This is a genomic window from Streptomyces sp. NPDC006365 (assembly GCF_042870755.1).
In the GTDB taxonomy this organism is placed as follows: Bacteria; Actinomycetota; Actinomycetes; order Streptomycetales; family Streptomycetaceae; genus Streptomyces; species Streptomyces xiangluensis.
The window spans coordinates 35,033-51,747 of the sequence record NZ_JBIAHS010000028.1 but is presented as its reverse complement, the minus strand read 5'-3'; the positions used below and the strand labels follow the sequence as shown (position 1 = coordinate 51,747).

Genomic DNA, 16,715 nt, shown 5'->3' with positions numbered 1-16,715 from the left:
CCCCTATGGAGACACCGTGAACGACAAACACCCGACGGATCGTCCACCGGCCGCCGACGACCGGGACACCTCCGCGGCCGGCCACGAGCCCACCGTCGCCGACGTCCTCGCCCTCCCCGTCATGGCCGCCGGACGGCCTGAGGTGGTGACCGGCGTCGCGCACCTCGACCGGCCGGTGCGCTGGGTCCACGTCACCGAGCTCACGGATCCCGCCTCCTTCCTCAAGGGCGGCGAACTCGTCCTGACCACCGGCATGCCCCTGCCCGAGGACCCGGCGGGCGTGCGCCGGTACGTCGACGAACTCGCCCGCGTCGACGCCGCAGCCCTGGTCATCGAACTCGTACGCCGCTACCACCGCCCGCCCGACGCACTCGTCCAGGCCTGCCGGGTCCGCGGGCTCCCGCTGATCACCCTCGCCAAGGACGTCAACTTCCTGGAAGTCACCCAGGTCGTCCACGCGCTCATCCTCGGCAGCCAGGCGGAGGCGATGCGCCGGACCCAGCGCATCCACGAGGCGTTCACCGCCCTGACGCTGCGTGGTGCGGGTCCGGAAGACGTGGTCCGCGTGGCGGCCCAGCTGAGCGGCCAGACGGTCGTACTGGAGAACCTGGTGCACCAGGCGCTGACGTACGAGGTCTCCGGCAGCACGCTGGAGGAGGCGCTCACCGACTGGGAACAGCGCTCCAGGGCGACGCCGACCGGCGACCACCCGGGCGTGGGCGGCCCGGAGGGCTGGCTCACCGCACCCGTCGAGTACCAGGGCGAACGCTGGGGTCGCGTGGCCATGCTCCCGGTCCGGCCCGTCGAGCCGTCTTTCGGCCCGGAGCACATCACCGTGCTGGAACGTACGGCGATGGCCCTGGCCGTCGCCCGCCTCATCCACCCCACGCCCTGGGAACGCACAGCGCATCGAGACGCCCTGCGGGAGCTGGCCGAACAGCGCCACCACTCCCCCGAGGACGCCCGCGCCCGCTTCGCCGCACTGGGCCTGCCCACGGAGGACAGCCGGTTCCTCGCGATCCTCGTGGATCTCGGAACAGCGGAGCTCCGTACGTCGGACTCGGACGAGGCCGCGGTCCTTGAGGCCCGTCTCTCCGAAGAAGCGCGGACCACAGGGATCCCGGCACTCGTCGGTGAGCTGGCTCCCGGCCGTCTCGGCGTCCTCCTGGCGCTGCGCCCGTCCCAGTCCTGGCGGCCTGTCGCCGAGTTGCTCGGCCGCGCCGCGCTGGACGTCGCCTCGACGGCGGTCGTGAGCGTCGGCTCGGAGGTCACGGACCTGCGCGACACCGCCCGCTCCTTCCGCGCGGCGGCCCGCATCGCCGAGGCCACACCGCCCGGCCAGCCCCTCCCCCCGGACCGCTCGTTCCACGAACTGCCCGACATCGGACTGCGCCGCCTGCTGTACGCATTCCGCGAGGACCCCCGCATCCAGGAGTACGCCGAACGCACGCTCAGCCCCCTCATCGACCACGACACCCGCCACGGCACCGACCTGCTGACGACCCTGCGGCACTACCTCGACGCGTCCGGCAACAAGACCACCACCGCACGCCGCGGCGAACTGTCCCGCGAGACCGTCTACCAACGCCTGCGCACCATCGAGCGGCTGTTGGCCTGCGACCTCGAGTCTGGCGAAGAGCGCACGGAACTCCATGTGGCGCTGACGGCACTGGACATCTTGCGGGGCCATCCGTGAACCGGCCGGTCACCTGACCGGCCACCTCAGCAACACGTCGGCGGCGGACACTGGTTGACCAGTGTCCGCCGCCCGCAAATCGCCTCGAACGCCCCAGCTCAGTCGTCGTCCGGAAACTCACCCGAGAACGCCGCCGCCATACGCATCCAGGGCTCCGCCTCCCCGTGCCGCCCCTGGCGTTGCAGGGTGCGGCCCAGCATCAGGTGGGCGTAGTGCTCCACGGGATCGCGCTCGACGATCACGCGCAACTGCTCCTCGGCGCGCCGCAGTTGTGCGGAGTGGTAGTAGGCACGGGCCAGCAGCAGCCGGGGGCCGGTCTGCTCCGGGGCCTCCTCGACGACGGCTGCGAGCAGCTTCGCGGCGCCGATGTAGTCCCTGGCCTCGAACAGCAACTGAGCTCGCTCCCAGCGTTCGGCGGTGGTCTCCTCGTGCGGCACGCCGGCGCCGTTGTCGAACAGGTGCAGGGCGCCGGCCCAGCGGTCGGGCGCGACACCGCCGTTCGCCCAGGTGTCGTTGAAGTTGTCGCTCATAAGTACTCTCCCTCACGCCGACCGGAGTGCGGCCAGCTGCTGCTCGAAGGGCACGAAGGTCTCCGTGGGCTCCGCGACGGCTCGGTGGCCGGCCATGAGCCCTGCCAGTTCGCCACCGGCCCGGCCGATCCGGGAAGCGAGACCGCCCGTACGCCCGTCACCGGCCGTTCCCCAGTCCTCGGACGCCGCGTACACGGCAGTGGGTACGACGATCGCGCGCAGGTGGGCGAAGAGCGGACGCAGCGCGTGCTCCAGGACGAGGGAATGCCGGGAGCTGCCGCCCGTGGCGGCGATCAGCACCGGCTTACCGGTGAGGGCGCCCTCGTCCAGCACGTCGAAGAACGACTTGAACAGCCCGCTGTACGAGGCCGAGAACACCGGCGTGACCGCGATGACGCCGTCCGCTTCCGTGACGGTCTCCAGGGCCTCCCGCAGCGCAGGCCCCGGGAAGCCGTTGACCAGGTTGTGGGCGATGTCCGTGGCCAGGTCGCGCAGTTCGACCACGTGCACGTCCACCTCGCGTCCGGCGTCCGCCAGGCTCTCGCGGGTGGCGGCGGCGAGGCGGTCCGCGAGCAGCCGGGTGGAGGAGGGCTGGCGCAGGCCCGCAGACACGACCGCCAGCTTCAGGGGCTTCATCGTCCGGTCCTTTCGTATGGTCTCGGGTGGTGCGGTCGTCTCATCGTGCGGTCTCAGGCCGTACAGGTCTCAGGCCGTACAGGTCTCAGGCCGTACAGGTCTCAGGCCGTACAGGTCTCAGGCCGTACAGGTCTCAGGCCGTCGGTCCGGCGGCCGGCGCGCGCTCCGCGTCGCGGGCGGCGAGCAGCGAGGCGTGGGTGGGGGCGTCGGGCACGTCGGCCGGCCGGTACTTGGCGAACTCCTTCCGCAGCACCGGTACGACCTCCTCGCCGAGCATGTCGATCTGCTCCAGCACGGCTTTCTGCGGAACTCCGCCGCCATCCACGATGAACAGCTGGCGCTGGTAGTCGCCGAAGTGCTCGCGGAAGGTGAGCGTCTTCTCGATGACCTGCTCGGGAGTGCCGACGGTCAGCGGGGTCTGCTCCATGTACTCCTCCATGGAGATCCCTCCGCCCATCAGGGGTGAGTGGTCGAAGAACGGGCGGAACTCGCGGATCGCGTCCTGGGAGTTGGGGCGCATGTAAACCTGGCCGCCGAGGCCGACAATGGCCTGCTCGGGGTTGCCATGGCCGTAGTACGCGTACCGCTCCCGGTACAGATCGATCAGCTTCTTGGTGTGCTCCTTGGGCCAGAAGATGTTGTTGTGGAAGAAGCCGTCGCCGTAGTACGCGGCCTGCTCGGCGATCTCCGGGGAACGGATGGAGCCGTGCCAGACGAACGGCGGTATGCCGTCCAGCGGCCGGGGCGTGGAGGTGAAGCCCTGCAACGGCGTGCGGAACCGCCCCTCCCAGTCGACGACGTCCTCGCGCCACAGCCGGTGCAGCAGGGCGTAGTTCTCGATGGCGAGGTTGATGCCCTGCCGGATGTCCTGCCCGAACCAGGGGTAGACCGGGCCGGTGTTGCCGCGGCCCATCGTCAGGTCCACGCGACCGTCGGCCAGGTGCTGGAGCATCGCGTAGTCCTCGGCGATCTTCACCGGGTCGTTGGTGGTGATCAGCGTGGTGGCCGTGGACAGGATGATCCGCTCGGTCCGCGCGGCGATCCAGCCCAGCATCGTCGTGGGCGAGGACGGCACGAACGGCGGGTTGTGGTGCTCGCCGGTCGCGAAGACGTCCAGCCCGACCTCTTCGGCCTTCCGCGCGATGGTGACCATCGCCTTGATCCGCTCGTGCTCGGTCGGCGTACGGCCCGTGCTCGGGTCGGTGGTGACATCACCGACGGTGAAGATGCCGAACTGCATCGTCCTCAGCCTTTCATCCATGTGGTTGACAGATCAACCATACGCCTCCAACGCGCCTCGGAGCTTCCCTATTCCGCCCCGCCGACAGCGGCTCCCGTCAGCCGAGTTCCGCCTCCAGCCACCTCAGGACATCGGGTGTCACGGGGTCGGTGATGTCGGCGAACTCGGCATGCCTCTGTAGGAACTTGGCCACGTAGGGGCAGACGGGCACGATCCGTTTCCCGGACTCGCGCACGTCCACGAGGGCCTGCTGGACCAACCGCGCGGCCAGGCCCTGACCGGCGAAGGCGTCGTCGATCTCCGTATGGAAGAAGACCCGTTGCTCACCACGGTCACGGTACGCGGTCAGACCGGCACGCCGGCCGTCGACCAGGATCTCGTACCGGTGACGGCACTCCGCGAGATGTAGGCGCGACCGACGTAGCGGGCCCGGCTCGCCGTTCACTCGATCAACGGACGCCACGAAGCGGATCGCCATTTGATTGACACATCATCTATATCTGCTTAAAGTCCCCGTTGACGAATCAACCACGAAGCACTGCATCCATTCCGCCCCCGGCGTGGACCGCACGAAAGGGACCACCCCATGTACGTCACCGCCGCCATCCTCAGCGTCCTCCTCGCCCTTGTGGCGCTGGCCGCGGGTGCGCCCAAGGCGCTTCTCAAGGGCGACGTCTCCGCCGGGCTGCAGTCGCACCTGGGGCTGAGCGCGGGCCTCGTCCGCTTCATCGGACTGGCCGAGGTCGCCGCCGCAGTGGGCCTGATCGTGGGCCTCTTCTGGCAGCCGCTCGGTATCGCGGCCGCCATGGGCTTCGCCATCACAATGGTCGGCGCGGTGGGCTTCCACGCCAAGGCCGGGGACTACGCCGACCCGGCCACGCGGGGGAACGCCATGGCCCCCATCCTCCTCATCCCGCTTTCAGTGGCCACTGCCGTGACCCTCGGACTCGCGATGTGACCCTCACTTCACCGCGCGCCGACGGTCTTTCCGGGTCAGGACGCGTCCCCGTCCAACTTCTCCACGATGCGCTCGGAGACGTCGCCCAGCACCCGCAGTTCTGCCGGCGTGACATGGTCGAGGAACAGTTCGCGCACCGCCTCGACATGGAGCGGGGCAGCGGCCTCGATCGCCGTACGGCCCGCTTCCGTGATCACAACGAACGCGCCGCGCCCATCTTCAAGGCACTCCTCCCGCACCACCAGACCCCGCCCGGCCATCCGCGCGATGTGGTGGGACATCCTGCTCTTCTCCCACTCCAACGCGCGGGCCAGATCCTGATAGCGCCGCCGCCCTTCCGGCACGTCCGTCAGATTGACCAGGACCGCGAAGTCGGCAGCCGACAAACCCGACTCCGTTTGCAACAAGCGCGCCAAGCGGCCCCCGAGCCGTTCCTGCAGCCGGACAAAGCTCCGCCACGCATGCTGCTCGTCTGGTGTCAGCCACCGCACCGTTTCTCCCATGCAGTAATGGTAAACATAGTTGACAGCTCACCAACTCCGAAGGCGCGACCCGACCTGTCCTGCCCTGACTGTCCCGGGCCGCGCTACTGGGTGGCTGAATCGGAGCAGTGGTTGACGAGACGGTGGTGCGGGGGCTCGGTCTGTCTGTGGGCGGGGCCGGTCGGCAGTTGAGGTAGGTGTCCAGTGCGGCGGCGCCGGTGAGCATGGCGCGGCTTCGGGCCGAGAGGCGGGCGTGCCAGTCGCGCAGTGTCGACTCGAGCGGCGCGATGCCTCCGGCGGAACGGACCTGGGCGATCAGCGGGGCGACCTGTTCGAGCAGGTAGCCGCCCCGTCTGAGCTGGTGGGCCAGGAGGGCGTCGCGTACGTCGGCCGCGCTGTAGACCCGGTAGCCCGTCTGCGGGTCGCGGCGCGGCTGAACCAGGCCGGCGCGTTCCCATTTGCGCAAGGTGGCCGGACGGATGCCGAGCCTTCTCGCCAGGGGGCCGACGAACATCTCACCGCGTTCCTGCGGTTCGGGCTCGAGGTCGCGGAGCGCGGCTTCGACGGCCTGGAGGGTGCGGCGGTCGTCGAGCAGCTGGGCGTGACCTTCGTCAATGAGCCGAAGAGCGTCCTCGGTGGCGTCCTGGTTGACCGCCTGCATGATCGCCGTGGCCGTCTGGTGGCCGTGTCCGGGCACGAGAGCGAGGAACGCGCGCAGGGCTTGCGCGTGCAGCGGTGTGTAGGTGCGGTAGCCGTGCGAGGTGCGTTCGGCGGCCGGAAGGATGCCGGCCGCCTCGTAGTTCCTGACCGCCTGTGTGGACAGACCGTGCGCTCGCGCCAGGTCAACCGGCCTGAGCCGACCACCACTTTGAAGGTTTTGCCTCACTGTCCTGCCAATATCGACGACAAGTTTCCACCGTTGATTCAACGATACCGTTGAGGACATGACTGCTGGTATCACAGACGCCGCCCATGCCGTCGACCCTGCAACCGTCAGGGGTCTGCTCCCGGCAAGGCCGCGGCTGCTCGCCCTGGGCGAGCCCACCCATGGCGAGGACGATCTGCTCGAGCTGCGAAACGATCTCTTCCGGCAACTCGTCGAGCAGGAGGGCTACCGGACGATCGCGATCGAGAGCGACTGCATGATGGGCCTGATCGTGGACGACTACGTCACCTCGGGCACCGGCATCCTCGACGACGTCATGGAGCGCGGCTTCAGCCACGAGTGGGGCGCTTTCGCGGGCAACCGCGAGCTGGTGCGCTGGATGCACGCGTACAACGACGGCCGGCCCGCCTCCGAGCAGCTCCGCTTCGCCGGTTTCGACGGCCCGTTGGAGATCACCTGCGCTGCGAGCCCTGGACAGGCCCTCACCGCACTCCACGACTACCTCACCGCCCGGGTCGCCGCCGATCTGCTTCCCTGCACAGCGGAAACGCTCGACCGCCTGCTCGGCGCTGACGACCGGTGGACCAATCCGGCCGCGATGATGGACCCCTCCCAGTCCGTGGGGCAGACGCCCGACGCCAAACAGCTGCGACTGCTCGCCGATGATCTGGTGACCCTGCTCGACACGCAGACGCCACAGCTGATCGCGGCGTCCTCACGGGAGGACTGGCACCGGGCAGGCCTGTACGGGCGTACCGCCACCGGGCTGCTGCGCTACCACTCCTGGATGGCCGACACGTCACCGAGCCGCATGGCGTGGCTGGTGGCCCTGCGGGACTCGATGATGGCCGCCAATCTGCTCGCCCTCGCCGAACGGGGCCCGACGCTGGTGTCCGCCCACAACGGCCATCTGCAGCGGGCCAAGAGCACGATGCGCATGTGGGACCAGCCGCTGCTGGAGTGGTGGAGCGCCGGCGCGATCGTCAGCGCCCACCTGGGCGAGGATTACGCCTTCCTGGCCACGGCCCTCGGCACGATCCGCCATCAGGGAGTGGACGTCCCGCCCCCGGACACCGTCGAGGGGCTGCTGTACGCGCTCCCGCAGCAGTCCTGCCTGGTCGACGCCCGCCGACTGGCCGCCTTGCTCGCCGACGCGACACCCGCCCACCGAGATTCCCCCTGGTACGGCTACTCCCCACTCGACCCGGCACACCTGGCCGGCACCGACGGGATCGTGTTCGTCAAGGACGCCCGGCGGAGCGATGCTCCCCCAACGTTCAGCAACGGCTGACCGGTACTGGTCGAAGTGGCGATCGGTCGGCGGCCTGCCGGTACACCGCCCGGATGTCGGTGATCGCCGGGACGGACTGGAAGCGCACCGGCTCGCCGATCGCGGCCCCGGCTTCTCCGCGTACTGCGCTCCGGTGAGGTGATCGCCCGCCAGGCTGATGGTGCTGCCGATGAACTGCTCGCCGCCCTTGAGAATGGCGAAAGCAGTTCGGCCGATGTCTGCCACATCCACGCCGGCAAGGAGCTTGCCGTCCTCCAGCGGCAGGGCCAGCGTCAGGACGCCGTCCTCGGCTCGCTGGGGCCCAGGCCTTGCAGAAACCCCTGGAAGAAGAAGGTGTGTTCAGGTGGGTCGCCGGCACTCCGGCCCGGGTGAACAGTTCGTTTCCCTCGCCCTTGGCGTCAAAAGCCCGGCTCCCCTGCCACGCGGGGTCGCGATCATCTTCGTCTGCGGGGAGTCGTCCTGGCGGGACGCGAACCGATTACTTGCGCGGGGCGGGCCCGGCGGAATCACCGACCACAGGGCCCCGCATGATCGCAGTACGGCTGAAGCCGACTCTGCCCGCAGCCGCACAGAATGGCTCGGGTCTCGGCACGCGGACCTTCCGGTGTATCCACGCGCAGCTCGCCGCGCACGGTCAGCTGGCCACTGGAGCCGCGCGTGATCCGCGTGGGTCGCTCCAGAATCTCCGTCCCGCCGTCCGCGAGTTGGTACTGCAGCGCACCCGAGGGGCAGCGCCGCACCACCTCGGCCAGGCGATCGGCCGAGGCTCCGTCAGGCCTGATCCACGGCCGCGCGGCCGTGTCGAAGACCTCCGGCAGGCCACGGACGCATTCGGTCGCGTGCAGACAGCGCCGGGTCTCGAAGGTCACGGTGATCGACTCGCTCTTGTACGCCTTCTTCGCGGGCTTGTCGCTCATACCCGCCTCCCTCACCGCCGTGTGCGGCGGTGCTAGTCGCTGACGTTGCTGCGGGACTGGTACAGCAGGTCCTGGTACTCGGGATGCCGGGCGATCCAGCCCGCGATGAAGGGGCAGGTGGCCAATACCCGCAGCCCCGAGGCGCGGGCGTCGTCAAGAGCGGTGCGGGCCAGCGCGGACCCGACTCCCTTGCCCTCGTATTCCGGTGCGACCTCGGTGTGCACGAACGCGACGAGCTCCGCCGTACGGATGTACTCCGCGACGCCCGCAACCTTGAGCTCTCCGTCAACCCGGGCCTCGTAGCGCCTCGACTCGGGAAGATCGTTCACTTCGACTGCCATGCGTCCTCCTCTTGGACCTGGTCCCGCCCGACTGGACGGGATCGGCCAGGACGTAAGACTATCGACATATAGTTGATGTATCAACTTGGTCGCGTCCGGGCGGTCAGGCGGTACCGGCCGGACGGGATCCGGTACGAGGCCACCCCGTCCGCGTGACCGAGGAAGCGCACCCCCTCAACTCGTGCCAGCGGCGTGCGTCCCTCGCGGACGGCGTCGGCGGAGGTGGCCGGAAGCCGCAGGGTCGCCTCGCTGTTCGCGGGCACCGCCGCCTCGTACATGAGGACGCCGCCTCCGTCCTCCACCCTCCACTCGCTCGTGATCTCGCCGTACGGCGACTCGTACGAGCCCGACACCCACGTGATCCTGCCCGTGGGATCGATGTGGGGCTGGAGCAGGAAGCGCTTGAAGCCGGGGCTGTCGGGATCGCGGGCGATGCCGGCCATGTACGCGTACATCCACTCCATGATCGCGCCGTACGCGTAGTGGTTGAAGGAGTTCATGCTGACCGGGCCGAAGCCGGCGTCCTCGGAATAGGAGTTCCAGCGCTCCCAGACGGTGGTGGCGCCGTTCCTCACCGAGTACAGCCAGGACGGCAGCGCGTCCTGGTGCAGCAGTTTGTACGCCAGGTCGGCGCGGCCCTCGTCGGTGAGGACGGGGGCGAGGACGTTGACGCCGAGGAAGCCGACGGACAGCGTGTTCTCGGCGTACCTGACCCGGGTGCTGCTCGGGTGGGCGGCCTTGTAGGCCTCGTCGTTGCCGATGTTGTCGGCCAACAGCCCTACGAGCGTGCGGCGTTGAGCCTCCGTTTCGTAGAAGCCAAGTTTGAGGACCCACAGCAGCGCCGACTGGCTGTTGTCCTCCGTCTTCTCGTTGGGGTCGGCGCCCGGTTCAATCGGTGACGCTTCCCCCAGGCTGGACTTCACCGTGACCCGATCGCCCTCGGTCCTCAGGTACTTGGTGATGAACGCCTGCTTGATGCGTCCGAAGAGCCGCTCGTACGCCTCCCCGTCCGCCGTCCGGCCGATCGCGCGGGCCATCTGTGCCATCAGCCGGGCGACATAGCCGTAGTAGACGTCGCTCATGAGCTGGGCGCTGGTCTTCTGCGGAGCCAGCCAGTCGCCGGTGAGGGAGCCCTGTCCGAAGCAGGAGTCGCCGGTCTGCTGCCGGATCCAGTCCAAGTACCTGGTCATCGCCGGCCAGTTGTCCCTGACGACGGTCACGTCACCGGTCATCTGCCACACGGTCCACGGCACGATGACACCGGCGTCCGCCCAACCACTCCCACCGCCCGGGAAGTTGTACCGGCCGCCGGGAGCCACCCCGGTGAACTGCGCCGTGTCCGCGCCATAGATGACAGCGGAGTCGACGACCGTGTCCTGGAAGTGGCTGAGGAAGACACCGGCGTCCGCGTTGTAGAGGCCGGTCGTGGCGAAGACCTGGGTGTCGCCGGTCCAGCCGAGGCGTTCGTCGCGTTGCGGGCAGTCGGTGGGCACCCACAGGTAGTTGCCGCGCTGGCCCCAACGGATGTTGCTCGCCAGCTGGTTGATGTCGGGATCGTTGGTCCTGACGGTGCCGGTCTCGCGGATCGCGGATGTGGCGACCTTTCCGGTCAGGCCGGTGATCGTGACGGTTTCCGTCGCGGTGACGGAGGCGTAGCGGAAGCCGTAGAAGGTCAGGGAGTCCTGGTGGGTCTCGCCGTTCCGGTCGCCCTTGAGGACGTACGTGCTGGTGGCCTTGGCGCTGCGGAGGTTGGCCCGGTACACGGAGCCCTCGGGGCCGTCCGCACCGGCGCTGTCGTCGTTGAGCACCTCGCCGAACCTGAACTCGACCCGGGCTCCGGCCGGTCCGCGCAGGCTGTAGCGGGCCACGCCGACCATGTTCTGGCCGAGGTCGAGGATTGCGGTCTCGCCGCTGCCGATCGTGACCGGGGCGGAGGCTGCCTTCGCGGAGTCGGTCACCGTTCGGGCCGGGTCAACGACGATGCGTCCCTTGCCGTTGGGGCTGCGGTCCTGTCGGGTCACTCCGGTGGTGACGGTGATCGACTGCGGCCGGCGGTCCCAGCGCGGCATGAAGCGTGCGGTCTCGCCCGGGTAGGCGAGGAGTTGCACGTCCGGGTACTTGTCGTCGAAGGCGACGCGCTCCACGTCCGACCAGCCGGAGTCGTCGAACCCGTGTGCCGTCCAGCCCGGCAGTTCCTTGCGGGCGTCGTAGGTCTGGCCGTCGTAGATGTCGTCGGCGCGGTGGGGGCCGGTGTCCGTGGCCTTCCAACCGCCGTCCGGGGTGGTGACGACCGTCTGCGACGTGCCGTCGGCATACCGGATCAGCAGCTGCGCCTTGACCGCCAGGGCGTTGCCGTCCTTGGAGTAGTACGTACTGCCGTCGGAGACACGGCCGTTGTACCAGCCGTTGCCCAGGACGACGGCGAGGGTGACGGCCGGCTCCCGCGTCAGGAGGTCGGTGACGTCGTACGTCATGTAGTTGACGCGGGCGTCGTAGTTCGTCCAGCCCGGCGGCAGCAGTTCGATCGTGGTGCCGCCGTCCTGCGGCACGGTCACGCGGCGCCCGTTGACGTGGGCCTCGTACACGCCGAGGGCCGAGATGTACAGCCGTGCCTCGCTGACGTGGGACCGGTTCTTCAGGGCTGCTTGCTTCCGCAGCATCGGTGCGCCCGCCGAGTTGGGACTCTTCCCCTTCATCCCGATCCACTGCGCACCGTCCCATCCGGCCACGCCGTCGGTGCTCATGAGGCCGGTCTCGAAGACCGAGGGGGATGCGGTCCCGGCCGGACGGCCTGCGTTGTCCCAGACGGTGACGGTCCAGTGACAGCGGGTCGAGGCGCGCAGCGGACTGCCCGCGTAGCGTACGGCGACGGAATCGGAGGAGCGGACGCGGCCGCTGTTCCAGAGGTCCGCGCGGGCAGCGGTCAGCCTGTCGGGTGAGCTCGCCACGAGGATCTGGTACGCCCCTTGGCTCCGGCCGCGCGCTGCCGACCGCATACGCCAGCCGAAGCGCGGCCGGGCGGCGTCCACGCCCAGGGGATCCGTGCGGTGTTCCACGGTCAGGCCCCACACCGGGCCGCCCTCCGCACGGCCGGACGAAGCTTCCGCCGCAACGCTCGTTCCGCCTCCCATGACACCGGCCCCTGTCGACATGGCGCCAGCCGTCGCGGCGAGCACGGTTCGACGACGTACCTGGCTCACTCCTTGGTCCTTTCACTTTTCCGGGAATCGATCGGGAGATCGCGGGTGGTGAACGTGTGCTGCCCGGAGCCGACGACATACGTGGCGCGATCACCCGTGGGCATCCGGATCTCCCCCGTGGTGTTCGGCGGGAGTTCCACGTCGAGCCGGAACCTGCCGTTCTTGCGGGTCCACCGCGCGGACACCACGCCGTACGGCGTCCGATAGCTGCCCTCGGCATGGGTGAGATCGCCGACCGGGCGAGGGTCGATCACCAGCTCGCGGTAGCCGGCCTTGCCGCGCGGCCGGCGGATCCCCACCAGGCCGCTGTGGAACCACTCCTCGATCTGCAGCAGGATCATGTGGTTCTTGGAGCTGCCCATGTCCCACTCTTCGGGAACGGTCGTCAGGCCCTCGGGATTGGCGGTGGTGGGTGCCATGAAGTAGCCGTAGCTCGGGCGGGTGTCTTCCTGGAGGACGTCCCACAGGACGTCGTCACGGCCGCCTTCGTACAGGGCCTTGATGATCGGCGCGAGGCCGATGGTGCCGCCGCTGAAGTGCGGCCCGCCCCCGAACGGCCGGTGGGCGTGGACCAGTTCCACCAGGGCGTCGAGGACCTTCCCGCGTTCGCCCTCCGGGACCAGGCCCTCGTCCAGCGCCAGCGCCTGCGCGGCCTGTGTCGCCCCGGTATCGCCCTGGTCTCCCTCGGCGGTGTACCGGCCGAGCGCCGCGTTGTAGAAGGCGTCGTTGAACGCTTCCTTGATGTCGGCCGCGAGGTCGCGGTACTCGGCCGCGTCCGTGGAGCGCCCGATCAGCCCTGCCATCCGAGCCATTCGGTCGGCGATCTGGTAGTAGCCCCAGGTTCCGGTGATGCGGCCCGAAGTGTTCTCACTGGCGATCCAGTCGGCAAGGGCCGCGTCCACGATGTGGGCGTCCGCGCCGGTGCCGGCCTTCTTGGTCCTGATGTAGGCGAGGAAGGCCTGCATCTGCGGGTAGTAGCGGCTCATCGTCTGGGTGTCGCCGTACGTCTCGTACGCCAGCCAGGGCACGAGGATGATGCCGTTGCCCCAGTTGATCTCGTCGCCGAACCGGCCGGTGTATCCCCAGTCGTACACCGGGGCCTTGAGCGCCACATTGCCGATGTTGTCGCCGGACCTGGACTGGCCCTCCGCCAGGTGCCGTTGCATGGTGCGCAGGTAGGCCGCGTAACCGAAGGTGCGGTGCACGGATCCGAAGGGCTGCACGTAGTCGGCGGGGTAGGCGAGCTTTTCGCGGCCGGGACAGTCCGTGAAGGTGGACATGGTGTTGCTCATGATCGAGTAACGGGCCATGCGATGAATGCGGTTGACCCGGTTGTCGGAGGTCCGCACGGAGCCGGCGGCCGGCACGTCCGCGTGGATCTGCAGGCCGGTGACCGTGTCCCGGGTCGGTACGTAGCCCTCGGGCAGGCCGGTCACCTGGACCCACTGCATCCCGAAGTAATGGAACTGCGGGTGCCAGCTCTCGCCTCGCTCGTCGCCGTACGTCGTGTAGGCGGCGAACACGTTGGTGCCGCGGGCGGCGCCACCACCCATGATCGAAGCCTGGTTGACGGTGCCGTCGGCGTTCAGCGACTCGGCGGGGTACAGCTTGACCGTGGTTCCGGCCTCGAGCGGGCCGTCGAGTTCGAGCAGCGGCCATCCTGCGAAGTTCTGCCCGAAGTCGAAGATCCACACGCCGGGTTGCGGCCGGGTGACGCTGACCGGGCGGAGCCTGTCGACGATCCTGAGCGGCTCGGCCACCCGCCAGACCAACTCGGTGGTCAGGTTGGGCGGTGGAGCGATTCCGGCGTCCACCCAGCCCATGGCTGTGCCGTCGCGCCGCCTCGCCGACTCACCGAGATCCGCACCGGGAGCGGTCCGGGCGGGCTGCTCGCGCCGGGCGTCGTAGTCGGAGCCGGAGTACCAGTTGGCGGTGACGGTCGGGCCGAGAGCCGTCTTCCACGAGCGGTCGCTGACGACGGTCTCGACCGTCCCGTCGGCTCTCGTGAGTTCCAGGCGGGCGATCAGCCGTGGGGAGACGGCGGCGCCCGCGCTCGGGTCGGTGCTCGCAAGAGAGTTACCGGAGCCGGTGACGGCGGCGCCGCTCTCGTGAGTGGACGCGAGTCCGGGCTCGAAGGTGATACCGGTGCCGTCGGTGCCCGCGGTGCCGATCGAGGTGATGGTGCGTGACTCCAGGCGCTCGCCACCGTCGCCGGTGTCGATGTTGACGGTGCCGCCGACGTGATAGCCCGCCACGCTGCTCACCTTGATGGTGGTGGCGCCCCGGGCGGCGGGCGCGACGAGGTGGCCGCTGCCCTTGAACTGGCTCTGCCACCAGCTGTACGGGGCGGTGCGGCCGGTCGCGGGATTCGCGACCGAACGTGTCACGAGCGCCGTACCGTGACCCAGTTCGACGCCCAGGGTGTTCTCACCGCGGCGGATGAGGTGAGTGACGTCGTAGACCCGGTATTCGGTGGAGAGCTGGTAGTTGGAGTTGCCCGGGGCGAGCACCTCGTCGGTGACGGGCCTGCCGTTGAGCCGGGCCACGTGCAGTCCGATGCCGGACAGGTACAGCCTCGCCCTGACGGCCCTTCCCCGTCGGCCGTCCACCCGGAAGGCGCGGGCGAACACCGGCAGTGGCTGATCGACGGTACGGCCCGGGTACTCGATCCACTGGGCCTCGTCCCAGTCGGAGCGCTTGAGGAGCCCCATCTCCCAAGAGGCGGGCCGGCTCCACGGTGTCGCGTCGCCGTCGGTGCGCCAGGCCCGCACCTGCCAGACCACCCGGTCACGCGAGGCCGGAGTGGGGCCGTGCCATGCGATGTCGCTCTGGGCCGAGGAGCGGACCTTGCTGCTGTCCCACAGCAGAGGGCCCCTGTCGAGATCCGCTTCGGAGCGCGCCGCGCGAACCTGGTAGGCGCCCTGGGTCCATCCCTCCCCGGCCCCCACCACCCGCCAGCTCAGTCGCGGGGCGGGGTCGTCGACGCCGAGCGGGTTGTCCTCGCGGCCGTCGACTGCCAGACCCGTGACCCTCGCTCCCTGTCGGTCGCCCTCCGCGGCGGCGTGGGCCGCTTGCACGGGGAGCCCGGGAGCGGCGGGCACAGCCAGCCCTGCCGCTGAGACGACCATCGTGCCGACCACCTTTCTACGGCCGAACGCTCCGCTCGGGACGTCGGGCATGCCAGAACTCCGATCACGCGATTTCGGTTAGGGGTGTGCTGTGCGCACCGGAACAGTGGCCGGCGACGACGGTCAGCTCCCGGCCTCGTAGTCGGCGTCCATGTCGTCGAGGAGTTCCTTGGGCGTGGACTGCCCGCTGAAGATCTCCTGGAGGCCGCTGAGCATGGTCTGCTGGACCTTGGCGTTCGGCCAGAGCTGGTCCATGAACGGCACTGTCCGCTCCGCCTCGACGAACTCGGACAGTTCGGCCAGCGACGGGTCGGCCGCATAGCCCGTGTCGGGCAGGGAGGGCAGACCGCCCTGCTTCTTGGCGAACAGGTTCATGCCCTCGGGCGACATCACGAAGTTCACGAACTTCAGGGCGAGTTCCTCGTTCTTCGCCTTGACGTTGACGCCGTAGCCGGCACCCGCCGCGGCCGGAATGATGGTCTCGGCCGGGTCGTCGGTGGCCGGGAGCGCCCGGAGCGTGAACGTGCCCTTCGGGTTCTTGCCCTTCAGGAGGGCGATCACCCAGTTGCCCTGGATGATCCCGAGGGTCTTGCCGGTGGCGGCAAGTTGCTGACTGGCTTCGTAGTTGGTGCCCAGCGGGTTCTTCTGGAAGCAGCCCGTCTTCTCCATGGTCAGGTACTTGTCCAGGGCCGTGGTCCAGGGCGACTGCGCGAAGGTGGCCTGGCCGGCCTGCATCTTCTGGTCGAAGTCGGGGTCGTCGCCGTAGACGGTGGTGGCGACCAGTGCGTACAGGACGAGCTGTGTGACCCAGTTGTCCTGGTTGCCCAGGGCGAAAGCGGGGGTGCCCTTGGCTTTCGCGTCCCGGCAGAAGTCCAGCAGCTTCGTCCAGGTGTCCGGCGGGGTGAGCCCGGCCTTGTCCATCGCCTGCTGGTTGTAGACCGCGCCGATGCCGTTCTGCCCGAAGATCCCGGTGTAGGTCTTCCCCTCGTACTGGGCGACGGTCTTCATCACGTCGGGCAGCTTGGCTGCCCACGGCTGGTCCGAAAGGTCGCGCAGATAACCGGGTTTGGCGAGGACGTAGGTGGCGCCGGGGTTCCCGTTGCCCGGCCAGACGGACATCACGTCGGGTGCCGTGCCCGACGACAGCTGGGTCCGGATCTGCTGCTGGTACTGGTCGGCGCCGCTGGTGGTGTAGCGGACCTTGACGCCCGGGTTGGCCTTCTCGAACGCCTTGACGACGTCCTCGATCGAGCCCTGGTCGACCGACGCGAGCGTCAAGGTCTTGGAGCCGCCCGAGTCGCCGTCCGAGCCTGCCTTGGTGCCGCCGCTACAGGCGGCGAGTAGAGATCCGGCCGTCAACGCGGCGACCAGGACCGGCAGTTTGCGTGTCTTCATGATGTCCCCCTCGGG

The 16,715-nt window shown here is 69.1% G+C and carries 13 protein-coding genes and 1 pseudogene; 3 read left to right on the top strand and 11 right to left on the bottom strand.

The genetic code is table 11. The annotated features are described in order from the left end of the window. Positions 1 to 16: 16 nt before the first annotated feature. Complete coding sequence (locus tag ACFYO0_RS42930) at positions 17 to 1,696, top strand: PucR family transcriptional regulator (RefSeq protein WP_388687167.1); 1,680 nt, start codon at positions 17 to 19, stop codon at positions 1,694 to 1,696. 98 nt (positions 1,697 to 1,794) lie between these two features. On the opposite strand, the gene ACFYO0_RS42925 is transcribed toward ACFYO0_RS42930, so the two are convergent. From ACFYO0_RS42925 to ACFYO0_RS42910, 4 genes are all read right to left on the bottom strand, one after another. Next, positions 1,795 to 2,226, bottom strand: a complete 432-nt coding sequence (locus ACFYO0_RS42925; protein ID WP_388687165.1) for a tetratricopeptide repeat protein — start codon at positions 2,224 to 2,226, stop codon at positions 1,795 to 1,797. 12 nt (positions 2,227 to 2,238) lie between these two features. Beyond that, complete coding sequence (locus ACFYO0_RS42920) at positions 2,239 to 2,862, bottom strand: FMN reductase (protein ID WP_388687163.1); 624 nt, start codon at positions 2,860 to 2,862, stop codon at positions 2,239 to 2,241. Between the two features lie 133 nt (positions 2,863 to 2,995). Beyond that, entirely contained in the window at positions 2,996 to 4,102 is a 1,107-nt protein-coding gene (locus ACFYO0_RS42915) for an LLM class flavin-dependent oxidoreductase (protein ID WP_388687162.1), read from the bottom strand. Positions 4,103 to 4,199: 97 nt separating this feature from the next. Beyond that, positions 4,200 to 4,580, bottom strand: a complete 381-nt coding sequence (locus tag ACFYO0_RS42910) for a GNAT family N-acetyltransferase (RefSeq protein WP_388687161.1) — start codon at positions 4,578 to 4,580, stop codon at positions 4,200 to 4,202. A gap of 108 nt (positions 4,581 to 4,688) precedes the next feature. Between ACFYO0_RS42910 and ACFYO0_RS42905 the strand changes: the two genes are divergently transcribed. After that, positions 4,689 to 5,060, top strand: a complete 372-nt coding sequence (locus ACFYO0_RS42905) for a DoxX family protein (protein WP_388687160.1) — start codon at positions 4,689 to 4,691, stop codon at positions 5,058 to 5,060. A gap of 35 nt (positions 5,061 to 5,095) precedes the next feature. Here the strand turns inward: ACFYO0_RS42905 and ACFYO0_RS42900 are convergent, their stop codons facing one another. Both ACFYO0_RS42900 and ACFYO0_RS42895 read right to left on the bottom strand, forming a co-directional pair. Next, positions 5,096 to 5,563, bottom strand: coding sequence for a MarR family winged helix-turn-helix transcriptional regulator (locus ACFYO0_RS42900; RefSeq protein WP_388687158.1), 468 nt, complete (start codon positions 5,561 to 5,563; stop codon positions 5,096 to 5,098). Between the two features lie 157 nt (positions 5,564 to 5,720). After that, positions 5,721 to 6,428, bottom strand: a pseudogene (locus ACFYO0_RS42895) (TioE family transcriptional regulator); the annotation flags it as partial. A gap of 58 nt (positions 6,429 to 6,486) precedes the next feature. On the opposite strand from ACFYO0_RS42895, the gene ACFYO0_RS42890 reads away from it, so the two are divergent. Further along, positions 6,487 to 7,719 carry an erythromycin esterase family protein gene (locus ACFYO0_RS42890; RefSeq protein ID WP_388687157.1) on the top strand — a complete coding sequence of 411 codons (1,233 nt, stop codon included), beginning with the start codon at positions 6,487 to 6,489 and terminating at the stop codon, positions 7,717 to 7,719. A gap of 506 nt (positions 7,720 to 8,225) precedes the next feature. On the opposite strand, the gene ACFYO0_RS42885 is transcribed toward ACFYO0_RS42890, so the two are convergent. The 5 genes from ACFYO0_RS42885 to ACFYO0_RS42865 all read right to left on the bottom strand — a co-directional run bounded on the left by ACFYO0_RS42885 (position 8,226) and on the right by ACFYO0_RS42865 (position 16,700). Further along, positions 8,226 to 8,636, bottom strand: coding sequence for a (4Fe-4S)-binding protein (locus ACFYO0_RS42885; RefSeq protein ID WP_388687155.1), 411 nt, complete (start codon positions 8,634 to 8,636; stop codon positions 8,226 to 8,228). Between the two features lie 32 nt (positions 8,637 to 8,668). Then, complete coding sequence (locus tag ACFYO0_RS42880) at positions 8,669 to 8,977, bottom strand: GNAT family N-acetyltransferase (RefSeq protein WP_388687154.1); 309 nt, start codon at positions 8,975 to 8,977, stop codon at positions 8,669 to 8,671. Positions 8,978 to 9,057: 80 nt separating this feature from the next. Further along, positions 9,058 to 12,108: a family 78 glycoside hydrolase catalytic domain gene (locus ACFYO0_RS42875; protein ID WP_388687239.1), complete on the bottom strand. Its 3,051-nt coding sequence runs from the start codon at positions 12,106 to 12,108 to the stop codon at positions 9,058 to 9,060. 65 nt (positions 12,109 to 12,173) lie between these two features. Beyond that, complete coding sequence (locus ACFYO0_RS42870; RefSeq protein ID WP_388687153.1) at positions 12,174 to 15,356, bottom strand: family 78 glycoside hydrolase catalytic domain; 3,183 nt, start codon at positions 15,354 to 15,356, stop codon at positions 12,174 to 12,176. Positions 15,357 to 15,428: 72 nt separating this feature from the next. Further along, on the bottom strand, positions 15,429 to 16,700 hold the full coding sequence (locus tag ACFYO0_RS42865; RefSeq protein ID WP_388687152.1) for an ABC transporter substrate-binding protein: 1,272 nt from the start codon (positions 16,698 to 16,700) through the stop codon (positions 15,429 to 15,431). Positions 16,701 to 16,715: the final 15 nt, after the last annotated feature.

Bases quoted from the DNA above. Each gene is read 5' to 3' on its own strand.
- ACFYO0_RS42925 (WP_388687165.1), bottom strand. From the start codon at position 2,226: ATGAGCGACAACTTCAACGACACCTGGGCGAACGGCGGTGTCGCGCCC.
- ACFYO0_RS42920 (WP_388687163.1), bottom strand. From the start codon at position 2,862: ATGAAGCCCCTGAAGCTGGCGGTCGTGTCTGCGGGCCTGCGCCAGCCC.
- ACFYO0_RS42915 (WP_388687162.1), bottom strand. From the start codon at position 4,102: ATGCAGTTCGGCATCTTCACCGTCGGTGATGTCACCACCGACCCGAGC.
- ACFYO0_RS42910 (WP_388687161.1), bottom strand. From the start codon at position 4,580: ATGGCGATCCGCTTCGTGGCGTCCGTTGATCGAGTGAACGGCGAGCCG.
- ACFYO0_RS42905 (WP_388687160.1), top strand. From the start codon at position 4,689: ATGTACGTCACCGCCGCCATCCTCAGCGTCCTCCTCGCCCTTGTGGCG.
- ACFYO0_RS42900 (WP_388687158.1), bottom strand. From the start codon at position 5,563: ATGGGAGAAACGGTGCGGTGGCTGACACCAGACGAGCAGCATGCGTGG.
- ACFYO0_RS42890 (WP_388687157.1), top strand. From the start codon at position 6,487: ATGACTGCTGGTATCACAGACGCCGCCCATGCCGTCGACCCTGCAACC.
- ACFYO0_RS42885 (WP_388687155.1), bottom strand. From the start codon at position 8,636: ATGAGCGACAAGCCCGCGAAGAAGGCGTACAAGAGCGAGTCGATCACC.
- ACFYO0_RS42880 (WP_388687154.1), bottom strand. From the start codon at position 8,977: ATGGCAGTCGAAGTGAACGATCTTCCCGAGTCGAGGCGCTACGAGGCC.
- ACFYO0_RS42875 (WP_388687239.1), bottom strand. From the start codon at position 12,108: ATGGGAGGCGGAACGAGCGTTGCGGCGGAAGCTTCGTCCGGCCGTGCG.
- ACFYO0_RS42870 (WP_388687153.1), bottom strand. From the start codon at position 15,356: ATGCCCGACGTCCCGAGCGGAGCGTTCGGCCGTAGAAAGGTGGTCGGC.
- ACFYO0_RS42865 (WP_388687152.1), bottom strand. From the start codon at position 16,700: ATGAAGACACGCAAACTGCCGGTCCTGGTCGCCGCGTTGACGGCCGGA.